The following is a 23,457-nucleotide window of genomic DNA, read 5'->3' as shown; positions in this document are numbered from 1 at the left end:
TTTTCAATAAAAAATCTTAGCGTGAGGTAATTCGATCTGCAGGCGCCATAGCGCCTGGCCGCTCACGTGATACTTGCGCTCGAAGGGCGTCAGGAACTCGTCTCCCGGCACGTACTGGTCGACCGTCGCCTGCACTCCCTTGGCCAGCGCCACGGCCAGGGCGAATTCTTCGACATAGAGGCGCCAATTGGAGCGCAGCTCCAGGCGACCGCCCAGCCCCAGCAGATGCGGCAACACCGGGTGCCCATGCCAGCGCATCTTGAGATGGGCGGACTTGGGATAGGGGTTGGGATAGAGCAGATAGTGGTGCTCGGGTTGCCATCCCGCGGCCAGTGCCAGGCGCCAGAAATCCACCAGGTCGGCGCGTACCAGCAGGGCATTGTCGGGCAACGGCCCATGGTTGCGTGACAGGCGGTCGGCACTGCGATCGACGCCGATCACCGCATGGCCGGCATGGCGTTGCGCCAGCGCCCGGGTCGAGAGTCCCACACCGCAGCCAGCGTCCAGCACCAGCGGTGCGCCATGCTGCGAAAGCCACGCGTGTGCCGCATCGAAGGCTTGCCGGGTATGCTCGGCGACCGGCTTGCGCCAGGGCGTGGCGAAGGCCCGTTCGACACGGCGCGTCAGATCGTCGTGGGGGCCACTCTGATTGGTGGAGATGAAGCGTGAATCGACATGCATGAGAGCAAGGCCACTCAATTGCCTAAATTCCCATGGTAACAGGGCCAACGCAGGGTGCGAGCCGGCTCTCTTGCACACCCTCGCTTCCTCGCTCGCTCACGTCAGCCAAAAAAATGGCGCTTCCTCAGGAGAAGCGCCAATACCAACTCGTATGACTCAAACAGCCGTTTTATCCTAGCTTTTTCAATGGTTCGTTTCAAACATCTGTTTCAACAATTCTCTGTCTGCGGGCTTGTGGCTGGCATGACGACACGCCGAACCCGGTGCTATCATCGCGACACTCGAAAGACTCGTAGATACCAACAGCATAACGAGGGACGCGGCTTGTCACAGTTACCGGTGATCGTCGGTATGGGCGGAGTCAACGCTGCCGGCAGAACCTCAGGCCATCAGGCCTACCGTCGCACGGTCCTCGATGCCTTGCCCCAAGACGAACAGGAGCGCACCCTATTGGCCCTGGCGGCAATGATGCGCCTGGCCAACCAGAGCCTGGATGGTGAGTGGACGGATGCCAGCGGCCACGCACTCGATCCTCAGGAGATCGCCGCTCGTTATCGTCAGCAGGTGCTCGATCATACCCTTATTCGCCGCATCGAGGACCCCGCCTTCAACGAGGAGGGGATCGCTGCCAACCGTCAGGCGCAGCTGGCACTCGACACCCCGCTGACGTTTCGCATACGCCGACGCCAGCTGCCCGACTCGCTGCCGGAGACTTGGCAGGTACGTGAAATCGACCGTCATCTGCTCGAAGTGAGTGTGCCCGCCGGGGCGCTTGAGGTGATGCTCCCGGAGCGCCGTCCCGCTCAGGTGCGCGCCGCTGGTCAATTACCCAGCGGCTTCGAGCCGAGCCGATTCTACCGAAGCGTGCACCACCCGCGCGGACTGGCGATGACGATCTTCGGCGCTTCCGACTGCCTTGGCCAGAGCGGGCTCGAGTGGGAGGCACTCTCCGCCAGGCTCGACCCCGACGCCATTGCCGTCTATGCCGGCAACTCGATCGGTCAGCTCGACGATCAGGGCTGGGGTGGGCTACTCAAGAGCTTCGTCTCGGGCAACCGCGCCACTTCCAAGCAGATGCCGCTGGGTTACGGCCAGATGCCGGCCGATTTTCTCAACGCCTATGTCCTAGGCAGCGTCGGCGCCACCGGGGCGGTGCAGGGGGCCTGCGCCAGCTTTCTCTACAACCTGCGTCTGGGTGTCGAGGATATCGTCAGCGGCCGACGCCGGGTAGTGATGGTGGGAACGGCGGACGCTCCCATCACACCCGAGGTCATCGAGGGCTTTCGCGCCATGGGCGCGCTCGCCGACGACGACAGTCTCAAGGCACTGGATGCCCTGTCGCTGCTGACCGATGCCGATTACCAGCGCGCCTGCCGCCCCTTTGCGCGCAACTGCGGCTTCACGATTGCCGAGGCGAGCCAGTTCGTGCTGCTGATGGACGACGCCCTGGCGCTCGAGGTCGGGGCGCAGATACTCGGCAGCGTACCGGCGGTCTTCGCCAACGCCGATGGCTGGAAGCGCTCCATCTCCGCCCCCGGCATCGGCAACTACATCACCCTGGGCAAGGCCGTCTCGCTGGCCGGCGACATTCTCGGCATGCGCGCCGTGAGGGAGCGCAGCTTCCTGCACGCCCATGGCACCAGTACCCCGAAGAATCGCGTGACCGAGTCCCACGTCTTCGACCGCGTGGCCAACGCCTACGCCATTGACGACTGGCCGGTGGTGGCGATAAAGGCATTCATCGGCCACTCTCAGGGCAGTGCCGCCGGCGACCAGCTCGCCAGCGCCCTGGGCAGTTTCGAACACGGCCTGCTGCCTGGCATTCCCACCCTGAACGCCGTGGCAAGCGACGTACATGCCGATCGCTTGCGCTTCTCGCGCACGCCCCAGGCCTTCGATGCCGATGCCGCCTTCATCAATGCCAAGGGATTCGGCGGCAACAATGCCACTGGCCTTGTGCTCTCGCCCGATGCCACCGAACGCTTGCTGATCAAGCGCCATGGCCAGACAGCCATCGATGCCTGGAAGGAGCGCCGCAATGCCACGCTCGCCATCAGCAAAGCGCATGAAGCCCGAGCCGACCATGGTCACTTCCGGGCGCTCTACCGTTTCGGCGAAGGTGTGCTCGAGGGAGAAGAGCTTGATATCAGTGCCGAGCGTATCGTGATTCCGGGCTATGCCCAGCCGGTCTCGCTGGCGCCGCACAACCCGTTTGGCCGTCTCGATGAGTGAAGAAGCCGGCACGGTGATTGTCGCCTAGCGGGCCTTTGGTTACCCTAGTCGCCTGTCGATCAACGCCTCCCACCGGCACGGGTGCTGCTCATGAACATCGTGGTCTATCCTGGAACCTTCGATCCCATCACCAATGGCCACTACGATCTCATCGAGCGTGCCGCTCGCATGTTCGACAAGGTGGTGATCGCGGTCGCGGCCAGCCCCGGCAAGCAGCCGAAGCTCGATCTCGACCTTCGCGTGGCGCTGGCGCGCGAAGTCACCGCCCCGCTCGACAACGTCGAGGTCACCGGCTTCTCGTGTCTGCTCACCGACCTTCTCGAGCAGCAGGGGGCAAGGATCATCCTGCGCGGGCTGCGCGCGGTCTCGGACTTCGAGTACGAGCTGCAGCTGGCCAACATGAATCGCGCCCAAGCTCCGCATGTGGAGAGTGTGTTCCTGACCCCCGCCGTCGAGAACTCCTATATCTCCTCGACCATCGTGCGCGAGATCGCCCGGCTGGGCGGCGATGTCTCCCGCCACGTGCACCCCAAGGTCGTCGAAGCGCTCGATAGGCATTACAATACCTGAGCATTGCGCTAGGTCTTATCCGTTATGCATTGCCCAGGACATTATTGAGGTAGCCCCATGGCACTGATGATCACCGACGAGTGCATCAACTGCGACGTCTGCGAACCCGAATGCCCCAACGGCGCCATCTCGCCAGGCGAGGAGATCTATGTGATCGACCCCAACCTGTGCACCGAGTGCGTCGGCCATTATGACGAGCCGCAGTGCCAGCAGGTATGCCCCGTCGACTGCATTCCCCTCGACCCGGCCCGTAGCGAAAGCCACGACGAGCTGATGAAGAAATATCACCTCATCACCGCCGCCTGACCGTGGCCCTACGCGCCCCCGGGCACCGCATCTGGCTACTGGCCTGGCCGATCATCCTGTCGAACATCACCGTGCCGCTGCTTGGGCTAGTGGATACCGCAGTGGTCGGCCATCTGCCGGACTCGCGCTATCTGGCCGGCGTGACGCTGGGCGCCACCCTGTTCAGCTTTCTCTACTGGGGGTTCGGCTTTCTGCGCATGGGCACCACTGGGCTGACCTCCCAGGCGGCGGGCCGCGAGAACGACAGCGAGGTGCGCAACCTGCTCGGCCAGTCGCTGATGATGGCCGGCGCCATCGGCGTGGCGCTGATCGTACTCGCCACCCCGCTGATCGAGCTTGGCCTGTGGCTGCTCGACGGCAGCGCAGCGGCGACCGAACTTGCCCGCGAATACGCCTCGATCCGCATCCTCTCGGCCCCAGCGGTGCTGGCCAATTACGCGATACTCGGCTGGTTCCTCGGGCAGCAGAACTCTCGAGTCACGCTGGCCATCCTGGTGCTGACCAACAGCGTCAACATTCTGCTCGACCTGCTCTTCGTGGTCGGTATGGGCATGACCAGCGATGGTGTGGCCTGGGCCACGGTGATCGCCGATTATACGGCGCTGGCCTTCGGTGGCTGGCTGGTGCTGCGCCAGCTGCGCCTGCTCGAGGGTCGCTTCCTGCGCGAGCGACTGCTCAGGCTCTCGGCCTATGCCGAGCTCTTCCAGGTCAACGCCCATCTCTTCGTGCGCACCTTGGGGTTGCTCTTCGCCATGGCGTTCTTCACCGCCCAGGGTGCCAGCCAGGGCGATACGGTACTCGCCGCCAACGCCGTATTGCTGCAGTTCATCATGCTCACCTCCTACGCCCTGGATGGCTTCGCCCACGCCGCCGAGGCATTGACGGGGCGGGCCGTGGGGCGACGGCAGTGGGATGAATTCGGCCAGGCCGTGCGCGCCTCGGCACGCTTCTCGCTGATTACCGCCGCCATCGCAAGTCTGGCCTTTGCGCTGGGCGGCCAGGCACTGATCGCACTGCTGACCGGGCTACCCGAAGTGCGTGCCACCGCCGCCGAGTATCTGCCCTGGATGGCGGCGATGCCGCTGATCGCGGTATGGAGTTATCTGCTGGATGGTGTATTCATTGGCACGACCGCCACCCGCGAGATGCGCAATAGCATCTTCATCGGTCTGGCGGCCTACCTGCCGCTGTGGTGGCTGACCCAGGGGCTTGGCAACCATGGCCTGTGGCTGGCCTTGACCGCCTTCGCCGTGGTGCGCTCGGCGGTACTCGGCGCCTACTATCTGCACTATCGACAAACCCGCTGGCGCGAGCCGACCAAGGTCGATAATACTTTGCGTTAACTTTCAGGTACGTTACCGAAACCTCACCAACAAAAAGCGAAACCATCATGCTCAAGTTCCTGTCGCGCCCCGCCGTCAGGCTGGTCGAGCGTTACTTGCCCGATCCTTTCATCTTCGTGCTGCTGCTGACGCTGGTGGCCGGCGCGGCAGCAATCGGCGTTGAGCGCCAGTCCCCCTTGGCGGTCATGCGTTTCTGGGGCGACGGGTTCTGGGGGCTGCTGTCGTTCTCGATGCAGATGCTGCTGGTGCTGGTCACCGGCTTCATGCTGGCAAGCTCGCTACCGGTCAAGCGCCTGCTGCAGCGCCTCGCCGGGCTTGCCAAGGATCCCGGCAGCGCCATCATCCTGGTGACGCTGGTCTCGCTTGCCGCCAGCTGGATCAACTGGGGCTTCGGTCTGGTGGTCGGTGCGCTGTTCGCCAAGGAGCTGGCGCGCCTGATCCGCGTCGACTACCGGCTGCTGATTGCCAGCGCCTATACCGGCTTCGTGGTCTGGCATGGTGGGCTTGCCGGCTCGATCCCACTGACGATCGCCACCGATGGCCATTTCACTGCCGATCGTATCGGGGTGATCGGCACCGGCAGCACGATATTCGCCTTCTTCAATCTGGCAATCGTGGTCTGCCTGTTCATTGCCATTCCGATGGTCAACCGCATGATGCTGCCCGACGAGAAGGACAGCGTCTATGTCGACCCCAAGCTGCTGGAGGACCCACCCGAGGTCGCAATCGACCTGCTGCGCCCTGCCGACCGCCTGGAGAACAGTCACGTGCTGGCCTGGCTGGTCGGCATTCCGGGGCTTTTGTTTTTGCTCGACCACTTCCTGCTGCGCGGTGGCGGCCTGAACCTAAACATCGTCAACTTCCTGTTCCTGTTCCTGGCCATCGTGCTGCATCGCACCCCGCGTCGCCTGCTCACCAGCCTGCATGAGGCGATCAAGGGAGGAGCGGGTATCGTCATCCAGTTTCCCTTCTATGCCGGCATTATGGCGGTGATGGTGGAGTCGGGGCTGGCCCAAACGATGTCGGAGAGCCTGGTATCGCTGGCCACCGAAACCTCGCTGCCTTTCTGGTCGTTCATCAGTGCCGGTATCGTCAACCTCTTCGTGCCCTCGGGGGGCGGCCAATGGGCCGTTCAGGCGCCGGTCATGCTGCCTGCTGCCGAAGCGCTGGGTGCCGATGTGGCGCGGGTCGCCATGGCGGTCGCCTGGGGCGATGCCTGGACCAACCTGCTACAGCCCTTCTGGGCGCTTCCTGTATTGGCGATTGCCGGACTCAAGGCCAAGGACATCATGGGTTTCTGCCTGATCCAGCTGTTCGTGACCGGTGTGATCATCAGTATCGGCCTGACCTACTTCTAGCCAGGCCGACGCCTCGCCACTCACGACACGGCCATGCAATCGCTTGCATGGCCGTGTCGATGAAGCGGCGCCGGTCATTCAGTGCTTGTCGGGAGTGTAGGCGGGCGGATCGCTGGCCGGAAACGAATCGGCGCTCGCTTCGTCGACCTCGGCATCGGGGTCGATATTGGCGCCATCCTCGCCCAGCGGCGGTGAGGTAAGTACTGCGCCGAGCTTGTCGTCGGGGTCGTCGATCAAGCACAGCCGATCATCGTCGGCCGTTTCCAGCCGCGCATAGGGTATCCAGCGGAACGATCCATCCTCCGCCACAATGCGCAGATAGTGGTTGCCGAGCACATCCACGGTCCCCACCTTCTCGCTTGCGGTTGTCTCGACATCGACACCGACTCGGAATGCTGTTTTCATCATTGGCCTCCTTGCTTGAGCCATACTCCAGTGACATGGGCCTCCCTGCTACGCCCACGCCATGCGTTCATGCATAGTCAAAACATGGTAAACCTATGCAGACTATTCAACCCATGGATCTAGAGCATGACCTTTGATGACCTTCCTCGCCAGCATGAATTGTCGATGACCGTGCTGATGACACCGGACATGGCCAATTTCAGCGGCAAGGTCCACGGTGGCGCGATCCTCAAGAAGCTCGATGAGGTCGCCTACGCCTGCGCCAGTCGCTACTCGGGCAGCTATGTAGTGACGCTGTCGGTGGATCAGGTGCTGTTCAAGCAGCCGATCCACGTCGGCGAGCTGGTGACCTTTCTCGCCTCGGTCAACCATGTCGGCCGCTCCTCCATGGAGATCGGCGTCAAGGTGGTGGCCGAGGACATTCGCGAGAAGGTGATTCGCCATACCAATAGCTGCTATCTCTCGATGGTGGCCGTCGACGAGAGTGGCGTGCCGACCCGGGTGCCGCCTTTGGCATTGGAGACACCGCTGCAAAGGCTGCGCTTCGAGAAGGCTGCACTGCGCAAGAAGATGCGCAAGCAGGCCGAGGAGGAGGCGCTGCGTGCCCACGAGAATCATGTCAGGAGCTTTTCCACTTAGGTGTGAAGCCATATTGACTATGCCGCAGGAGAGATACCAGCGCCCGTTTTTGCCCGCAAGCACAAGGAGGTGCCATGACATCGCCGACCACACGAGTCTCTTCGAGGAAATCTCGCAAGCCGTCCGGAGGCGCCTCCTCTCCGGCACCTCGGCCCTTGAGCCGGCGAGCAGAGCAGGCCCACATGGCCTGGGATCTGCTGGTCATCGTGCTAGTGGTCGTCAACCTGGCACTGCTGCTGTTCGATGCGCTGTTTCTGATCTCGCCGCTGAATAGCGCCTTCGAGGCCGTGGCGCCGGGACTGCATGGCCTCTACGAGCGCAACATACACGCCAATTTCATCGCCATCGATCTGGCATTCGTTGCCGTGTTCGTGCTCGACGTGCTGCTTGGCTGGGCAGTGGCGATCTTAGAGCGCCGCTACCATCGTTGGTTCTTCTACCCGTTCGTGCACTGGTACGACGTGCTGGGTTGCATTCCGGTGGGCGGGTTCCGCCTGCTCAGGGTGCTGCGCATCATCTCATTGCTGCATCGCCTGCAGCGTCTGAACATGATCGATATTCACAACTGGCGGCTCTATGCGATCTATGCCAAGTACTACGATATTCTGCTCGAGGAGCTCTCCGACCGGATCGCGCTGCGCCTGCTCGACAACGTACAGGACCAGATCCGTGCCAGCGACTCGTTGACCGAGAAGATGATCGACAATGTGATCATGCCGCGCAAACAGCAACTCATTCATGAGATCAGCCAGCGTATGGAGGACATGGTAGGCAGCGCCTATCAGCGCAACCGCAGCGACCTGATGCGCTATGTCAGCGCGCTGATCGGGCGGACCCTGGCGGAGAGCCCTGAGATCAAGCGCCTGAGACGTCTGCCAATGGGAGGGCAGGTGGCCAATGCACTGGACGCCTCGCTCAGCGATATCGCCTGCCGGCTAGTCCACGAGGCGGCCGAGGGGCTCAAGTCGCCGGCGTTCGGCCAGCTCGTCGAGCGTGTCGCCGACAGTGGCTTCGAGGCCTGGCTCAAGGTCGACCACCACAGCGACATGGTCACCGAGCAGGTGATGATCGACATGATCGAGGTGATCAAGGGACAGGTGGAGCGGCAGCGCTGGAAGGAGCGCTACGAGTGATCCTCAGCCGCAACCGATCTGCTCGATTCTGTCATTCTCATCGAGGCGGATATTGAGACGGTCGGGACGATGATCCATGGTCGCCATGTCGCCTGCACGCAGCACCCGCAGGCGCTCGGCGCCGCTCTCGGCAAGGATGGAGGCACTCAGCGCCTCGTCATAGGCACGGCCGATACGATCTTGGGACGAGCGTGCATCGCAATCGTCGCGGTTGGCCGGTGTCACGGTGGGCGGCAGTGGCGCCTCGTCCCGCTGGATCGGCTGGGGCGGGGTGGCACAGGCCGAAAGCAGGAGAGCAGCGCCGAGGGGCAGGGCAAGTTTCATGAACGACATGACGATTCCTGTAGTGGGTATGACGTATCACAACGCCTCTTTCCGATCACAAGCAAGCGGGCGAACCCCATGGGTTCGCCCGCTCTCAACGTGCAGTGAACATCCACCCTGCTCAGTTGGCAGCGTCCTGCACCGCTTCGCCGCCACGCTCGACATCCTGGCCAGCACCTTCCATGGTATTGCAACCCGCCAGTGCACCTGCGGTAACCAGTAGGGCGAAGCTCAGTGCGATAATCTTTTTCATGGTACGTCCTCCTTAACGTCAGTGATCAATGCATTCCTTCAGTGAAGCAATGTATATTCTAGCCTAACAGGCTTTGCCGCTTACTGCACAAGGCGCTCGGTGCTGACCTTTGCCCGCTAGCTGGCCGAGCGCTGAATCGCCTCGCCACCCTGCTCGATGTCTTCGCCCGCGCCCCGAATCGTATTGCAGCCACTCAATAATATCAGGCTGATCAGGACAAGCATTAGCATCGCAACGGAACGCTTCATTACAGTATCCTCAAATGGTAGAACCTGAATTACCTACTACCACGTCAATTTAGCATTGTGGCGCCGCTTGGGGGACTTTATCTTTCAAGGAGGCGTGAGCGCTATCCGAGCACCAGACGCAGCAGTATCGCGGCGATGATCATCAGCGTAAGCCACTTGATCCACCACGCGCCTCGCGGCCCCATGTTGACCTTCACGCCCAGCCAGGCGCCCACCATGCTGCCCAGCGCCAGCACCATGCCGATACCCCAGCGCACCTGATCGTAGAAGATGAACAGTCCCAGTGCCGGGAGCATGTACATCAGAATGATGAAGACCTTGAAGACATTGACCTGAGCAAGATCGATCCTGAGCATGCGATAGAGCACAATGATGAACAGCACCCCCACGCCGACCTGGATGAATCCGCCATATAGACCGATTATGAACATTGCCAGATAGATGCTTGGAGTCAGCCGTTCGCGGGTCAGTGGGCGAGTATCGAGACGTGGCTGTGGCAGCAGCATCACCACGGCACTCCCCGCCATCACCGCAATCAGGACCGCTTCGAACAGCGCATCGCTGACCTGCATGGCGAGCCAGGCACCCAGCAACGAGCCGATGACGGCCGGCACCGATAAACGCAGGCTCAGGCCGATATGACTCGCCCCGGCGCGCAGAAAACTGCCTATCGCCGCCACGCTCTGCAGCACGATGGAGATACGGTTGGTGCCATTGGCCTCCTGCGGCGACAGACCGAGAAACATCAGCATCGGCAGGGTCAGCATCGACCCCCCCGCCGAGAGCACATTGATGAAGCCAGCCACCATGCCGATGACCGCCAACGCCACCCCTTCCTCTAATGTCATGCAGCCGTTCCTATCGTTATCTAGTGAAGCTCTCCGCTGGCGTCTCTCGCTCCGTCGCGCTACAACCGAACCCTAAGCCAATGCTCGAGAGGCCTCAATGAGCGATTTCACACTCGACCCCCGCCTAGAAGCGGACAGTCTGCCGATAACCGAACTACCGCTATGTCAGGTGCGTCTGATGAATGACGCCCGCTTCGCCTGGCTGCTGCTGGTGCCGCGCCGCTCGGACGTGAGCGAGGTGTTCGAACTCAGCGAGCAGGATCAGGCGCAGCTATGGCGCGAAGCGACGGCATTGGGCCAAGGAATGAAGCAGGCACTGCAGGGCGACAAGCTCAATCTCGCCACCCTAGGCAACGTGGTCTCCCAGTTGCACCTGCATGTGATCGTACGCAAGCATGACGACGACGCCTGGCCTGCCCCGGTATGGGGACACGGTCAGGCGCAGCCTTACGACCTTCAACAGCAGACCAGCATGCGCGACCTCGCGTTGGCTGTGATCGAGGGAGAGAAAGGAGTGATAGGCCGCTAGCCAAACGGTGTGTTGCGCGGTGCGGAGTCGCCGGCTTGCTGTCCTGGCGGCTCGCCAAGCAGCGGCACGCCTGTCGGGTTGGTCGCACCGGCCAACGAGAGCGATAGCCCCAGCATCACGATCGCCATCCCTCCCCCAAGCGCCGCCCAGCCGAAGAGACGTTGAGCACGCTGCCCTGTTTGCCGGCCGGCCAGCCGCCGCTGTGCCCAGTCACGCGCGATGACGCTGGCAAGTGCCAGCATCGATACTGCAAGCGCAGTGCCTGCCGCCATCACCAGCACCGCCGCCACGCCGACCCAGAACAGACCGAGCAGCGAGGCGGCCCCCATCAGCAGCACCCCACCGCTACAGGGGCGTATGCCGATCGCCACCACCGTCGCCAAGGCCGTGCGCCAATCCGCCGCCTGGGCGGGATCGACATGATGGGCACTGCCGCAGCCACAATGATCATGAGCGTGGTGATGGTCGTGTTGGTGATCATGGTGAGCATGCCGGTCGGCCATGTGGCCACGCCGCAACTGAAGCAGGGCACGCCAGCAGAGCCACACCCCCAGCAACGTGACCATGATGAAACTGGTCTGCTCGACCCAGGCTACCGAGCCCATGGCCTGGCGCGTCATCCAGCCCAGTCCGTGCACCAGAATGACCACAAGCCCGATGGCCACCAGGGCCTGCAGCAGCGAAGCCGCACAGGAGAGCAATAGCGCCCGGCGTGTGGCGCCGCCCTGGGAGAGCAGATAGGTGGCAAGCACCGCCTTGCCGTGACCGGGCCCGGCGGCGTGGAAGAAACCATAGCCGAAGCTGATTCCCAGCAGCGTCATCCATGCTCCCGTGGAAGGGGTCCCGGAGAGCTCCGTGATGGCGAGAGTCAGTGCGCGATGCAACGCCCGCTGCCAGGCGACGATCTGCAGGCTAAGACTCTGCGCTCCTCCTTGTGCCAGCCATACTGCCGCAACGGCCACCAGGAGAATCGCGAGCCCCCACAGCAGACGAGGAGTGCTTAGCTGCCGCATTTGACCACCCCGGTTTCCGCGAAATAGCGGCCAAGCCCCGGCTCGGCCTGGTCGGTGACATCGAGCATGGCGGCTTGCATGACCAGCTCGGGATCGGGGTCGGCGGGCACGATCTGCGTCGTGCAGTCGTGATCGCCGCTCACCACCAGCGCATCCGCGCGGGGGGTGTCGCCCTCCTCCTCATGGAGCAGCTCGATATAGTAGCTGGGATCGAAGATCTGATAGCGCAGCGCCTCCTCGCCCAGGGCGACAGGCTGCGCCAGGGGCAGCAGGAAGATGAACTCGACGCGGCCGTCACGCTCCATGACGGTATAGTCATTGACCTCGCCCAGGGCGAGACGCTCGCCTGCATGAGTCACCTCGGTGTAGTAGTGCTGTGGGGCGAGATTGTTGCGGATATCCAGGCCCAGCTGGTCGAGCCGTGCGTCCAGGCTATCGTTGCCCTGCGCACTCCCCAGCTCTTCGAGAATCACCAAACTATAGAAAGGATCCATTCTCCAGCGCTGATGCAATGCCTCGACCTGCCCCTGCTCATCGATGATGACCCGCACCCCCAGATCTACCCAGCCATGGGGGTGAGCCTGAACGAGAGCAGGCAGCAGAGCCGTGACAAGGCCCATAAGGACAGTCGACCACAGTGATCTCAAAGCATGGCGCTGAGGCATGCACTCCTCCTGGGCGAATGGCGGTGATGACGCCGAGAAGATGCCGTCCATGGCCATGGCTGTCAATGTCGCGACGGCTCGCTAGCGCTGATCGACTAGGGGCCGAGCCCCAGCCTGGCCTGAAGTTCCACCAACAGCGGGTCGAGGCTCACCGGCTCAAGCGGCTGATTGCCACGTCGCCCGGTGAACGAGATATATGCCCCCTGGGGCGTGTCATCCACCTGCAGATTCAGGCGATAACCCGGCCAAGCCGCTAGATCCGCTTCTGCACGGCCCAGCTCGGCATCGGCATAGCGGATCACATAGCCACGTTCGGCCAGCATCTCCACCGCCTCTGCCAGGGCCCGTTCGGTGCTTACCGCCAGAGTGAAGGCACGTGGCTCGACCCTCGCCGGGCTGGTGGCGCAGGCCGCCAGCGTCAGCACCACCGTGACGATCGCGATCGTCTCTGTCACTCGTCCCATGACGTCGCCTCCCGGGGCTGTTCGATACGTTGCCGCAGTGCCGAGCAGAACGACGCGGTGGTGGCGCTGCGCGACTCACGCACCACCCCATCGGGGTCGAGAATACGGATATCGGCGGAGACCTGAACCCAGCCGTCAGGGGCGACGACCGAGAGCTGCTCGACGCGCGTGGCATCCGGGGCGAAGCGATAGCTGCCGCCACCGATCGAGGTCCCGAAGCCGATACTGCTGCGCCCGCCTCGGCCGATGCCATAGCTGCCGAATACGCCGGTACGCGGCCAGGCCTCATAGAAGTTGACGCCATACCCGGGCAGGATACGGCTACGCTCGGCACTCACCACTCGCAGCGTCGTATCGGTATGACGTATCGAATACCCCTCCGCCTCGAGAGCCGCCACCACCCGTCGGACATGGGCGACCCCACCCTCGTCGGACAGCGCCCAGCGGCACTCGCTCGCGGGTGGCGTGGCATGGCTTGGCAGGCTCGTGGGGCTAGTGGCGCAACCCGTCAGCACTACCGCCCCCGCCACGCTTAACACTCGTTGCCAGCAGCGCATTAGCCTAATCTCCCAGTAGATCTCCTCTCAGTTTACGCGCCAGGATCACTTCTGGCAGTCCTGGTACCCATATCCATGGATTTTTCATCATTGCAGCAACATAGGATAAGCTCAAAGCGCGTCCATTCGATCGCCATGACAAGAGAGCGCCCATGAAAATCCTGATCGCCCCTGACAGTTACAAGGATGCCCTACCGGCTCACGAGGCCGCCGCCGCCATCGCGAAGGGCATCCGGCGTGCACTACCCGATGCAGAGTGCATCGAATGTCCCATGGGCGATGGTGGCGAAGGCACCCTCGCTGCGCTGCTGGCAGCCACCGGCGCCGAGCGCCGCCAGGCACGCGTTCAGGATGCCCTTGGTCGCCCGATCATGGCGCATTGGGGCTGGCATGGCGAGACGCGCCGCGCCTTCATCGAACTGGCCGAAGCGAGCGGTCTGCAGCAGATCGCTCGTGATGAGCGCAGCGCACTGCACAGCACCACGTATGGCGTCGGCCAGCTGATCAGCGAGGCGCTGGACGCCGGCGCCGAGCACCTGCTGCTGACCCTGGGCGGCAGCGCCACCAATGACGCGGGTGCCGGCATGCTGACCGCGCTTGGCGCCCGGCTGCTCGATGCCGAGGGCAAGACGCTGCCGCCGGGCGGTGCCGCTCTCGAGCGACTGGCGCAGCTGGACCTCTCCGGGCTCGATTCGCGTCTCGCGGGGCTCAAGGTCGAGGCCGCCGTCGATGTCGACAACCCGCTGCTTGGCGAGCAAGGCGCCAGCGCCGTGTTCGGCCCGCAGAAGGGAGCAACGGATGACGAGGTAGCCCGACTCGACCAGGCCCTGGCCAATCTTGCCGGGCGTGTGGCCGATACGCTGCGACGCGACGATCGCGACCTTCCCGGCGCTGGCGCTGCAGGTGGCATGGGCTTTGCTGCTCGGGTCTTCCTGGGCGCCACGCTGCGTCCGGGCATCGAACTGGTAATGGAGCAGGTCGGCTTCGAGGGGCTGCTTGAGGGGGCGGCCCTGGTCATCACCGGCGAGGGCCAGTTGGACGGCCAGAGCATGGCCGGCAAGACCCCCATCGGCATATCGCGTGCCGCCAAGGCCAGAGGGGTGCCCTGCGTGGCGCTGGCTGGCAAGCTCGGCGACAACTGGCAGGCCAGCGCCGCCGAGGGTATCACTGCCGCCTTCGCGCTGGCCGACGGCCCGATGTCTCTCGACGAGGCGCTCGCGCGCTGCTCGACGCTGCTGAGCGATCGAGCCGAAAGTCTGGCCAGACTGCTGTCGGCCACCCGCCCTTGAAACGCTACCGGTTCGTCTGCATATGATGGGTAAGCTTATTGCCAAGCCCTATGGCAGTGATGGCGAGGATTCACTTACGGTTCATGGAGTCTTGCCCTACATTGAGGAAAGCTTATTCATTGGAATCAAGGAGGAACACCCATGTCCGAGACCAATTCGATTGGCCTGCATGAGAGTAGCGCCACGCAGCTGGCGGAGAAGCTCAATATCCTGCTGGCCAACTATCAGATCTTTTACATGAACGTGCGTGGCTATCACTGGAATGTGAAAGGCACCCAGTTTTTTCAGCTGCACGACAAGTTCGAAGAGCTCTATACCGACCTGCTGACCAAGGTCGACGAAGTCGCCGAGCGTATCCTGACGCTGGGTCATGAGCCGGTCCACGCCTACAGCGACTACGTCAAGATCGCCTCGATTCAGGAAGACAAGCACGTTCACGACGGAGAAACCTGTGTACGCGGTATCCTGCAAGGCTATCAGACCCTGATCGAGCTGCAGCGTGAGGTGCTTGCCCTGGCCTCCGATGCCGACGATGAAGGCACCGCCGCCCAGGCTGGCGACTATATCCGTGAGCAGGAAAAGACCGTGTGGATGCTCAACGCCTATCTTGGCTGAGCCGAAAGCGCTTGTCGTGGCGGCATCCTCTTCTATTCTTACAGTCACCAAGCGTGATTGCTTGTCATTAGCATCAAGCATCGTCATCCACGACACGTCCGATAGCGTGTCGCTCAATGCGCCGCAAGGAGGTAGCCATGAGCAACGAACTCAACGGTATGCGCATCGCCATTCTCGCCACCGACGGTTTTGAAGAGGTGGAGCTCTCCTCACCCAAGGCTGCACTGCTGGAAGCAGGCGCTACGGTGGAGGTGATCGCCCCCGAGAAGAGAGCCATTCGCGCCTGGGCCGAGACCGATTGGGGAGAGAACTACGAGGTGGACAAGGCGCTCGATGAAGCCGACGCCTCCGACTACCGTGCACTGGTGCTACCCGGCGGGTTGTTCAACCCGGACAACCTGCGCGCCGATGAGCAAGCGCTCACCTTCGTCCGTCACTTCTTTGAGGCCGGCAAGCCGGTTGGCGCCATCTGCCACGCGCCATGGATCATGATCAATGCCGGCGTGGTCGAGGGGCGCAAGCTGACCTCGGTACCCACCATCGCCCAGGATCTCAAGAATGCCGGGGCCAACTGGGTCGATGAAGAGGTGGTGGTCGACAGTGGACTGGTCACCAGCCGTACGCCCAAGGATCTCGAGGCTTTCTGCAGCAAGCTGATCGAGGAAATCGGCGAAGGGAAGCACCGCGGCCAGCACGCCTAAGGCACTCTTGCCGCTTGCCTGGCCTGCGTTCTGCGCATACAACGACAGCGCCCGCCAGTGTTACTGGCGGGCGCTTCTTTATTATCACCGTGCTTTACACTTGCCGCTTGCCCTATCGCTCGCGACGCCTCTTGTTCCTGGTATCACGCCGCGTGACCGCTGGCCAAGTCCTCGATCAACGCTCTCAGCACTGTCCAGAACTCCTCCACGGAGGCCAGCTCGACACGCTCGTCGGGGGAGTGCGCACCGCGAATCAGCGGCCCGAAGGAGATCATCTCGAGCCTCGGGTACTTGCCACCGAGAATGCCGCACTCGAGCCCGGCATGCACGACCTTGACCTCGGGGTCGCTGCCCAACTGCTGCTGGTGCAGCCGGCGGAAGCGCGCCAGCAGTGAACTCTCCGGATCCGGCGTCCAGCCTGGGTAGACGTTCTCGGCGCGGGTCTTCGCGCCGATCAGGTTGAACAGCGCGGTAAAGCGGTCCGCCATGTCATGAAGGGCGCTGTCGCGAAGCGAGCGCACCAGCGCACACAGATAAAAATGCCCTTCTTCAAGCGTGACCACACCTAGGTTGTTGGAGGTCTCGACCACCCCTGGCACTTCTACGCTCATCCGCTCGACACCATAGGGCGCGGCATGCAGCGCATTGACCAGCAGATGGGACGCGGTGAGCGTGAGCGCCTCGGCAGCCTCGCTCTCACGACGGCTCAGCGAGAGCGTCACGCCTTCATCGACCCCGGAGAGCTCGGCACGCAGTACCTCGGCAAGTGCCTCGAGGCGTGCCTTGATCGCCTCGACCTCGTCGCTGGGAACCACCAGGGTGGCAAAAGCTTCGCGGGGCAAGGCATTGCGCAGCGTACCGCCATGGTATTCGGCCAGGCGTGCACCGCTGCTCTCCATCTCCCGCAAGGCGCGCACCAGCAGCCGGTTGGCGTTGCCACGCCCCTTGTGGATATCGATCCCCGAGTGACCGCCGACCAGCCCGGTCAGTGCAAGCTGCCAGGTCTGTTCATCCTCGCCCAGCGCACTCGTGGGGAGCTGCGCCTCGACCACCACGTCGGCGCCACCGGCACAGCCGATATAGACCTGGCCGCGATCTTCGGAATCGAGATTGAGCAGGATTCGCCCCTCCAGCCACTCCTCGGCGAGACCCAGCGCACCGCCCATCGAGGTCTCCTCCTCGAGCGTGAAGAGCGCCTCGAGCGGGCCATGCACCAAGTCATCCTCATCGAGGATCGCCAGTGACGCCGCCACGCCCAGGCCGTTGTCGGCACCAAGTGTAGTGTTCTTGGCATGCAGCCAGCCATCGGCGATGTAGGTCTCGATGGGGTCGCGGGTGAAGTCGTGAGGATGGTCGGCATTGGCCTGGGCGACCATGTCCAGATGGCCCTGGAGAATCACCCCGGGAGAGTGCTCGTGTCCGGGGGTAGCCGGCTTGCTGATACGCAGATTGCCGAAGGCGTCGCGGTCGTGGCGCAGCCCCTTGGCATCGGCCCACTGCTCGAGGCGCGCCACCAGTGCGGCTTCATGCCCGGAGGGGCGCGGCGTATCGCAGAGGGTACGAAAATGACGCCACACCAGCGACGGAGAGAGTTGTTCGAGATAAGCGTTCATAGCGGTTCTGCATGAAGGGTAACCGCCTAACCTTACCGGCCCCTCCGGCCAAGGGAAAGATGAAAACGGCAACCTTCACGCGAATCACCGTTTCATGCCGGAGGCTCTTGCACTTCCGACCAGATCAACCAGCGCGACACCGCCTCACGCAACCGCTGCTGTACCTCGCGCCGTCCAGTGAGACCCAGCCTCTCCGCCAGCCAGCGCATCTCGCGATTCTGGAACAGTAGCGCCACCATCAACCAACCATCCTCGTCATGCGCCGCGCCACTGGTCAGCCCTCGCAACAGCAGACGCTGCAAGGCGGGACGCGCCAGCGCAAGCTCCCGATGCCCGCGCGCCACATCGAGAACATCGCAGCGCTGGGCGGTATCGAGAGCCGGTGTCTCGCCGTCGCTGAGCAGGGCCAGCGCAAGCCACGGGTCGAGGTGGCGAAGCTCGAACGTCAATAGCGTTGGCAGCAGTGCCTGAAAGCGTTCGGCGAGATCGTCAGTCAACTGGCTGCCCGCGTCGCTGGTAGGGTGGACCGCCATCAAGGCGTGTTCGCCGCTCGAGACTTCGCGCGACAGCCCCAGGCGCACGAAGCGAAAACCCGCCTGACGCCAGAAGGCCAGCAACCCGAGCTCGGCACCGAAGCTCGCTCCGAGCAGGTCGATACCATCATGACGAGCCCGGGTCAGCTCAGCCTCGATCAACTGTCGACCCAGGCCACAACGGCGTATGTCGTCGTGCACGGCAATCCTCATCACCCGCCTAATTCGCGCCATCAGCGCCCGACGACTGCCGGCATGGGCGGCCAGCGACTGGGCCAGCAGATGGCCACGCGGACGACGCTCGCCAAGCGCGACCTGCTCGGCCAGCGTGGCATTGAAACCACCCTCCTCCACGCATAGCGACACGGCCCATGACCGCGTATCGCGCTCAAGCGTGGAAATGGTGATGCCAGGGCCATCGAGCAGGCGGCGAAGATCGCTGGGCTGGGTACGGTAGTGCGCCTGCACCAGCAGCCCGAAGATCGCCTTTAGCCGAAGCTCGTCGGCCAGCAGCTCCGAGCGTTTCCAGCGCGCCACCTGCCAGGGCTCGTAAGGTGTCACAGAATCAAGCAACCTGGGTTCGGCATCCAGCATCAACAGCCGGGTGGTCAAGCGCTCCAGCGGATCGTCCGCTGCCCAGCGAATCGGCTGCTCCAACCGATACTCCCGCCACTCGGGCGCATGGCGCTCGAGATGGTGGCGAAAGCGCAGCGCGAATCCGCGCCCCGAGCCTTCGTAACCATGAACCGTGGTGGCAAAGGCGATGCGCGGAAATCGCTTAAGCCACTGCCCCAGCAGCGCAGCGGGAATCGCCGCGGCCTCATCCACGAGCAGCAGGCTGCCCAGGCCACCTGATACCTCGCCGCTGTCATCAGCCAGAGCATCCGGGGCGATGAAGCGCACGTAGCGCTGCTCGCGCTCCGACGCCTGCCAGACGAAATGATTGCCGTGCCGCTCCCCCTGTGGACAGCCAACCTGCAGGTGCTGGAATAGCGTCTCGACCGCCGAAGGGCGCGGTGCGGTCACCAGCACCTCGCGCTCCCCTTGTGCCAGCCAGCGCGCACAGGCGATACCCAGCGCAGCACTCTTGCCGCGCCCCCGGTCTGCCGTCAGAACCAGAGGCCGTCGTCGCCTCAGGCGTAGCAGCCGGGCGACGGCTTGCGCCTGATCCGGCGTGGCGCAGTCGGGGTCGAGCGTGTCGTGACCGTCGGACGCGGGGTGAGCAAGCGGCGCCAGCTCGGGTAGCGTCAGCCCGCCCGTCCCCGTCCAGCGGACCACGCAATCCGCTTCGTCGAGCGTGCGCCCCAGGCGCTTGAGGTAGCGCGCCGGCAGGCTTTCCCAGCGATGCGGATGCTCGGCGAGACGGGCATAGTCGGCATCGGGGCGCGAGCCCCAGTCGCAGGGGGTGATCAGTACCAGCACCCCCCCGGCGATAAGCGTGCCAGTCAACGCCCCAAAGGCTTCCGGATCGAATCCCGAACCCTCCGAACAGGCATCGAAGACCACCAGCTCATGCTCACTGCCCAGCCGGGTCCGCGCCTTGGCCGCAGGCAGCCAAGCAGCATTCTCTAGTGGTGCCGGGGCGGCTGCACCCACCCACAATGGCATGCGCCATTCTCTTTCGCGCCACAACGCCAGCGCCTGGTGCTGGGCTTCGTCTGGCTCGCCCTGCAGCCAAACCAGCCCTCGCCAGCGGCGCTCGGCCAAGCGCGACATCCAGCACTTGAATGCAGGGCATGCTTGCACCATAAGCAAGGGAGGGGAATCGGGCATCTCAGGCTCCTGAAGTCCTTCTTTAGTCTATTTGCTGCCATATTTTCAACGATGCAGGCTAACGCCCTTCACACCCTAAGCCGTGGGGACGATTACGATAAATCCTTGTTTTCCCAAATCTTCCAAGCCACCGCTCATGACATACAAGAACGACTCTCAAGCGCAGTCAAATCTGCAGTTAACGTTATCGTAAGCTTATCTCTGCTAGCCTCTATCAAGCGCGTGATAATGTGCATGGGCACTGGCCGCGCCATGATCGTCCCCCACTGCTTGCCAGGCCCGTTTCTCACGACACAAGCATAATAACTCTGTTGGGAGCACCACCATGACAAAGTTGACCCAGTACGCCCTTACCGGACTGGCTGCCGGCATTGCGCTGACCGCGCTCTCCACCGCCCAGGCTCAGGAGCGGTGGACCATGACCACCACCTGGCCCGAGAATCTCGACTTGATTCAGATCGATCGCCATTGGGCCGAGTTGGTCAATAAGCTGGCCGGCGATGAGCTGCAGATCGAGTTTCGTGCCGGAGGCACCTTGATGCCAGGCACGGAGGTGTTCGATGCCACCGAAACCGGCAGTATCGAAGCCGCCGGCGACTGGCCCGGCTACTGGGCCGGTCTCAATCCTGCTTTCTCGCCACTCGCCACCACCACCAGCCTGTTCAATGCCGTCGATTACATCAACTGGATCCAGCAGTGGGGCGGCTTCGAGCTCTATCAGGAGGTCTACGGCGAATACGACATGGTCTACCTGCCCTACGCCGCGCTCAACAACGAGTCGGGCTTCATGGGCCGTACGCCGATACAGAGCATCGAGGATCTCGACGGCAAGCGCCTGCGGCTCTCCGGCCGCGACCAGGGCCGAGTGCTTGAGCAGCTCGGCGGCTCCCAGGTCACCCTGGCCGGCGGCGAGGTCTATCAGGCCATCGAGCGCGGCGTCATCGATGCCGGCGAATTCGCCACGCCAGGCGTCGACTACAATGCCGGCTTCGCCGAGGTCGCCGACTACTGGGCCACGCCCGGCTGGCACCAATCCGCCAGTGTGTTCGGCGTCATGATCAATCGCGACGCCTGGGACGCGCTCTCCGAGGAGACCCAAGAGAAGCTTAAGATCGCCGCCGACGCCACCATGGCCTGGGCCCTGGCCTGGTCCGAGCGCGAATCGACCGATGCCACTCAGCGCTTCATCGATGCCGGCGTCGAGATCAACCAGTTCTCCGAGGAGGACCTGGCGCGCATTCAGGACATCACCAATGAAGTCATCCTGCGCGGGGCCTGCGAGCATCCCATGCACGCCAAGGTCTATCACTCCATGGTCACCTACCTGAATGACTATGCGAAATGGCGGGACATCTCGGTGCCCTACAACATGAGCCGCACCATGGACAACCTCCCCGACATCGAGGAACTCGAAGCCTGCCTATAGACAGCGGCGGGGTCGGCTGACCCCGCCATCGTGTCGTGAAGCATGCCGGGCGGCGCCCTCTCCCGGTGTGCTTCGCTATCGGGAACGTTTCGGAGAGACCAATCATGCACGCCATCGCCAAGGCGATCGACACCCTCAACGAGTGGTTCGGTCGCATCGTCGCTCCGCTGATCGCCGTCATCACCCTGGTGGTGCTCTACGACATCGCGCTGCGTTACTTCACGGGCCGCCCTAGCGACTGGGCCTTCGACATCACCAAGATGCTGTTCGGCGCTCACTTCATGCTGATGGCCGCCTACGGGCTGCGTCACCACGCCCACGTCGAGGTCGATGTGCTCAAGCGCCTGCTGGCGCGGCGCAAGCAGGCGGCCATCGAGATACTGGGCTACCTGATCTTCTTCATCCCCTTCATCTGGATGCTGCTGTCGTTCGGCTGGAGCTTCTTCATGCGCTCCTTCAGCCGCGGCGAAACCACCTATGGCATGGTGTCGATCCCGGTCTATCCGATCAAGGGGGTGATCGTGGTGGCCGCAGTGCTGATTTTGCTGCAGGCAATGGCCATCGTCATCCGTGCCATACAGCAGCTGCGCGAGGAGGCGGCATGAACCTGAGTCCAGAAATGCTTACCCTGGTCATGTTCGGCGGCCTGCTGGTCGGCCTGTTCATGGGCCACCCCTTGGCTTTCGTGCTTGGTGGCGTGGCGGTGATCGGTGCCTACCTGGGCCCCGGCGAGCGTGTGCTGGGTACCATCATCAACAATATCTATGGCAATGCCATGGACAACTACGTGCTGGTGGCCATTCCTCTGTTCGTGCTGATGGCGCGCTTCCTCAACGACTCGGGCGTCACCGAGAAGATGTTCGAGACGATGCGCCTGCTGCTGGCCAACCTGCGTGGTGGCCTGGCACTGACCGTAGTCATCGTCTCGGTACTGCTGGCCGCCACCACCGGCATCGTCGGCGCCTCGATTGCCGTCATGGGCATGATCGCCCTGGTGCCGATGCTCAAGTATGGCTACAACAAGGAGCTCAGCACCGGCGTGATCATGGCCAGCGGCTGCCTGGGCATCCTGATTCCGCCCAGCATCATGTTGATCCTGATGGCCAGCTACTCACCGGTTTCGGTGGGGGCGCTGTTCGCCGGCGCCCTGGTGCCGGGTCTGCTGCTCGGCGCGATGTATGCGCTTTACGTGCTGGTAATCTGCTACCTCAAGCCCTCTTACGGGCCACGTGTCCCCGCCGAGGAGCGCGCCGAGACCAGCACCGGCACCCTGCTGGTGATGCTGGGCAAGTATGTACTCCCTCCCATGTCGCTGATCCTTGGCGTGCTTGGGGCACTATTCACCGGTATCGCCACGGCGACCGAGGCCTCGGCCATCGGCGTATTCATCGCCTTCGTGCTATTCCTGATCTTCGGCGATCGCAAGGCCAGCACTTGCTACCGCACGCTGATCGAATCGGGCAAGACCACTACCATGGTGATGCTGGTGTTGGTGGGAGCCACGGCCTTCACCGGAGTCTTCTCTCGGGGCGGCGGAATGAACGTCATCAGCGAGCTGGTGCTGGCGATGCCTGGCGGCACCACCGGTGCGCTGATCCTGATGCTGTTTTTGGTATTCGTGCTGGGCATGTTCCTTGACTGGACCGGCATCGTGCTGCTGAGCTTCCCGATCATGCTGCCCATCGTCAGCCAGATGGGGGTCGACGTGTTGTGGTTCGTGGTGATGGTGGCGGTGGTGCTGCAGACCTCCTTCCTGACCCCGCCGTTCGGCTATGCACTGTTCTACCTGAAAGGGGTGGCCCCACCCGGCGTGGAGATCGTCGATCTCTACAAGGCAGTGATTCCGTTCTGTGCACTGATCGTACTGGCTTGCCTGCTGATGGCCTTCTTCCCCTGGCTGATCACCGGTTTGCCGAGCGTGATGCTGCGCTGATCGCGC

The 23,457-nt window shown here is 63.1% G+C and carries 26 protein-coding genes; 14 read left to right on the top strand and 12 right to left on the bottom strand.

Annotation, left to right across the window (positions count from 1 at the left end; genetic code table 11):
• Positions 1-3 precede the first annotated feature (3 nt).
• The gene (locus HJD22_RS12135) at positions 4-681 is read right to left on the bottom strand and encodes a tRNA (guanosine(46)-N(7))-methyltransferase TrmB (RefSeq protein WP_208656801.1); all 678 of its coding nucleotides are present in this window, start codon (positions 679-681) and stop codon (positions 4-6) included.
• A gap of 351 nt (positions 682-1,032) precedes the next feature.
• Between HJD22_RS12135 and HJD22_RS12130 the strand changes: the two genes are divergently transcribed.
• From HJD22_RS12130 to HJD22_RS12110, 5 genes are all read left to right on the top strand, one after another.
• Positions 1,033-2,913 carry a beta-ketoacyl synthase gene (locus HJD22_RS12130; RefSeq protein WP_208656800.1) on the top strand — a complete coding sequence of 627 codons (1,881 nt, stop codon included), beginning with the start codon at positions 1,033-1,035 and terminating at the stop codon, positions 2,911-2,913.
• A 90-nt stretch (positions 2,914-3,003) separates the two neighbouring features.
• Complete coding sequence (coaD, locus tag HJD22_RS12125) at positions 3,004-3,483, top strand: pantetheine-phosphate adenylyltransferase (protein ID WP_208654735.1); 480 nt, start codon at positions 3,004-3,006, stop codon at positions 3,481-3,483.
• A 57-nt stretch (positions 3,484-3,540) separates the two neighbouring features.
• A complete protein-coding gene (locus HJD22_RS12120) occupies positions 3,541-3,789 on the top strand; it encodes a YfhL family 4Fe-4S dicluster ferredoxin (protein ID WP_208654734.1) in 249 nt (82 codons plus the stop codon).
• A gap of 2 nt (positions 3,790-3,791) precedes the next feature.
• Positions 3,792-5,132, top strand: a complete 1,341-nt coding sequence (locus tag HJD22_RS12115) for an MATE family efflux transporter (protein ID WP_208654733.1) — start codon at positions 3,792-3,794, stop codon at positions 5,130-5,132.
• 47 nt (positions 5,133-5,179) lie between these two features.
• The gene (locus HJD22_RS12110; protein WP_208654732.1) at positions 5,180-6,490 is read left to right on the top strand and encodes a short-chain fatty acid transporter; all 1,311 of its coding nucleotides are present in this window, start codon (positions 5,180-5,182) and stop codon (positions 6,488-6,490) included.
• Between the two features lie 78 nt (positions 6,491-6,568).
• Here HJD22_RS12110 and HJD22_RS12105 read toward each other — a convergent pair whose 3' ends face one another.
• Positions 6,569-6,895: a hypothetical protein gene (locus HJD22_RS12105; RefSeq protein ID WP_208654731.1), complete on the bottom strand. Its 327-nt coding sequence runs from the start codon at positions 6,893-6,895 to the stop codon at positions 6,569-6,571.
• Between the two features lie 126 nt (positions 6,896-7,021).
• Here HJD22_RS12105 and HJD22_RS12100 point away from each other — a divergent pair, with 126 nt between their 5' ends.
• Entirely contained in the window at positions 7,022-7,534 is a 513-nt protein-coding gene (locus HJD22_RS12100; protein ID WP_208654730.1) for an acyl-CoA thioesterase, read from the top strand.
• Positions 7,535-7,716: 182 nt separating this feature from the next.
• Positions 7,717-8,667, top strand: coding sequence for an ion transporter (locus HJD22_RS12095; RefSeq protein ID WP_208654729.1), 951 nt, complete (start codon positions 7,717-7,719; stop codon positions 8,665-8,667).
• Between the two features lie 3 nt (positions 8,668-8,670).
• Here the strand turns inward: HJD22_RS12095 and HJD22_RS12090 are convergent, their stop codons facing one another.
• From HJD22_RS12090 to HJD22_RS12075, 4 genes are all read right to left on the bottom strand, one after another.
• Positions 8,671-9,000, bottom strand: coding sequence for an I78 family peptidase inhibitor (locus HJD22_RS12090; protein WP_248730236.1), 330 nt, complete (start codon positions 8,998-9,000; stop codon positions 8,671-8,673).
• 112 nt (positions 9,001-9,112) lie between these two features.
• Positions 9,113-9,244: an entericidin A/B family lipoprotein gene (locus HJD22_RS12085; RefSeq protein ID WP_208654728.1), complete on the bottom strand. Its 132-nt coding sequence runs from the start codon at positions 9,242-9,244 to the stop codon at positions 9,113-9,115.
• A gap of 116 nt (positions 9,245-9,360) precedes the next feature.
• Positions 9,361-9,492 (bottom strand): entericidin A/B family lipoprotein, encoded by a 132-nt coding sequence (locus HJD22_RS12080; protein WP_208654727.1) that lies wholly within the window; start codon positions 9,490-9,492, stop codon positions 9,361-9,363.
• Between the two features lie 101 nt (positions 9,493-9,593).
• Positions 9,594-10,340: a sulfite exporter TauE/SafE family protein gene (locus HJD22_RS12075; protein ID WP_208654726.1), complete on the bottom strand. Its 747-nt coding sequence runs from the start codon at positions 10,338-10,340 to the stop codon at positions 9,594-9,596.
• A gap of 97 nt (positions 10,341-10,437) precedes the next feature.
• On the opposite strand from HJD22_RS12075, the gene HJD22_RS12070 reads away from it, so the two are divergent.
• Positions 10,438-10,869, top strand: coding sequence for an HIT domain-containing protein (locus HJD22_RS12070; RefSeq protein ID WP_208654725.1), 432 nt, complete (start codon positions 10,438-10,440; stop codon positions 10,867-10,869).
• On the opposite strand, the gene HJD22_RS12065 is transcribed toward HJD22_RS12070, so the two are convergent.
• The 4 genes from HJD22_RS12065 to HJD22_RS12050 form a co-directional block, all read right to left on the bottom strand.
• Positions 10,866-11,882 carry a nickel/cobalt transporter gene (locus HJD22_RS12065; RefSeq protein ID WP_208654724.1) on the bottom strand — a complete coding sequence of 339 codons (1,017 nt, stop codon included), beginning with the start codon at positions 11,880-11,882 and terminating at the stop codon, positions 10,866-10,868. The genes HJD22_RS12070 and HJD22_RS12065 overlap by 4 nt on opposite strands.
• Positions 11,870-12,547 (bottom strand): DUF1007 family protein, encoded by a 678-nt coding sequence (locus HJD22_RS12060; protein ID WP_208654723.1) that lies wholly within the window; start codon positions 12,545-12,547, stop codon positions 11,870-11,872. Before HJD22_RS12060 ends, HJD22_RS12065 begins: the two co-directional genes overlap by 13 nt.
• A gap of 95 nt (positions 12,548-12,642) precedes the next feature.
• On the bottom strand, positions 12,643-13,011 hold the full coding sequence (locus HJD22_RS12055; RefSeq protein WP_208654722.1) for a hypothetical protein: 369 nt from the start codon (positions 13,009-13,011) through the stop codon (positions 12,643-12,645).
• On the bottom strand, positions 12,999-13,568 hold the full coding sequence (locus tag HJD22_RS12050) for a hypothetical protein (RefSeq protein WP_208654721.1): 570 nt from the start codon (positions 13,566-13,568) through the stop codon (positions 12,999-13,001). Before HJD22_RS12050 ends, HJD22_RS12055 begins: the two co-directional genes overlap by 13 nt.
• 152 nt (positions 13,569-13,720) lie before the next feature.
• Here HJD22_RS12050 and HJD22_RS12045 point away from each other — a divergent pair, with 152 nt between their 5' ends.
• From HJD22_RS12045 to HJD22_RS12035, 3 genes are all read left to right on the top strand, one after another.
• Positions 13,721-14,857, top strand: a complete 1,137-nt coding sequence (locus HJD22_RS12045) for a glycerate kinase (RefSeq protein ID WP_208654720.1) — start codon at positions 13,721-13,723, stop codon at positions 14,855-14,857.
• Positions 14,858-14,998: 141 nt separating this feature from the next.
• On the top strand, positions 14,999-15,472 hold the full coding sequence (locus HJD22_RS12040) for a Dps family protein (RefSeq protein ID WP_208654719.1): 474 nt from the start codon (positions 14,999-15,001) through the stop codon (positions 15,470-15,472).
• A gap of 137 nt (positions 15,473-15,609) precedes the next feature.
• Entirely contained in the window at positions 15,610-16,173 is a 564-nt protein-coding gene (locus HJD22_RS12035; protein ID WP_208654718.1) for a type 1 glutamine amidotransferase domain-containing protein, read from the top strand.
• A 143-nt stretch (positions 16,174-16,316) separates the two neighbouring features.
• Here the strand turns inward: HJD22_RS12035 and HJD22_RS12030 are convergent, their stop codons facing one another.
• Positions 16,317-17,786 (bottom strand): aminoacyl-histidine dipeptidase, encoded by a 1,470-nt coding sequence (locus tag HJD22_RS12030; RefSeq protein WP_208654717.1) that lies wholly within the window; start codon positions 17,784-17,786, stop codon positions 16,317-16,319.
• Positions 17,787-17,878: 92 nt separating this feature from the next.
• Positions 17,879-20,092, bottom strand: coding sequence for a tRNA(Met) cytidine acetyltransferase TmcA (locus tag HJD22_RS12025; RefSeq protein WP_248730235.1), 2,214 nt, complete (start codon positions 20,090-20,092; stop codon positions 17,879-17,881).
• Between the two features lie 325 nt (positions 20,093-20,417).
• Here HJD22_RS12025 and dctP point away from each other — a divergent pair, with 325 nt between their 5' ends.
• The 3 genes from dctP (at position 20,418) to HJD22_RS12010 (ending at position 23,451) form a co-directional block, all read left to right on the top strand.
• On the top strand, positions 20,418-21,518 hold the full coding sequence (gene dctP, locus HJD22_RS12020) for a TRAP transporter substrate-binding protein DctP (RefSeq protein ID WP_208654716.1): 1,101 nt from the start codon (positions 20,418-20,420) through the stop codon (positions 21,516-21,518).
• A gap of 104 nt (positions 21,519-21,622) precedes the next feature.
• The gene (locus tag HJD22_RS12015) at positions 21,623-22,123 is read left to right on the top strand and encodes a TRAP transporter small permease subunit (protein ID WP_208654715.1); all 501 of its coding nucleotides are present in this window, start codon (positions 21,623-21,625) and stop codon (positions 22,121-22,123) included.
• Positions 22,120-23,451, top strand: a complete 1,332-nt coding sequence (locus HJD22_RS12010; protein WP_208654714.1) for a TRAP transporter large permease subunit — start codon at positions 22,120-22,122, stop codon at positions 23,449-23,451. Before HJD22_RS12015 ends, HJD22_RS12010 begins: the two co-directional genes overlap by 4 nt.
• Positions 23,452-23,457 lie beyond the last annotated feature (6 nt).

Origin of the sequence: Halomonas sp. TA22, assembly GCF_013009075.1 — a bacterium.
Classification (GTDB): domain Bacteria; phylum Pseudomonadota; class Gammaproteobacteria; order Pseudomonadales; family Halomonadaceae; genus TA22.
The sequence above is the reverse complement of the archived record's forward strand: the minus strand, read 5'-3'. Positions and strand labels throughout refer to the sequence as shown.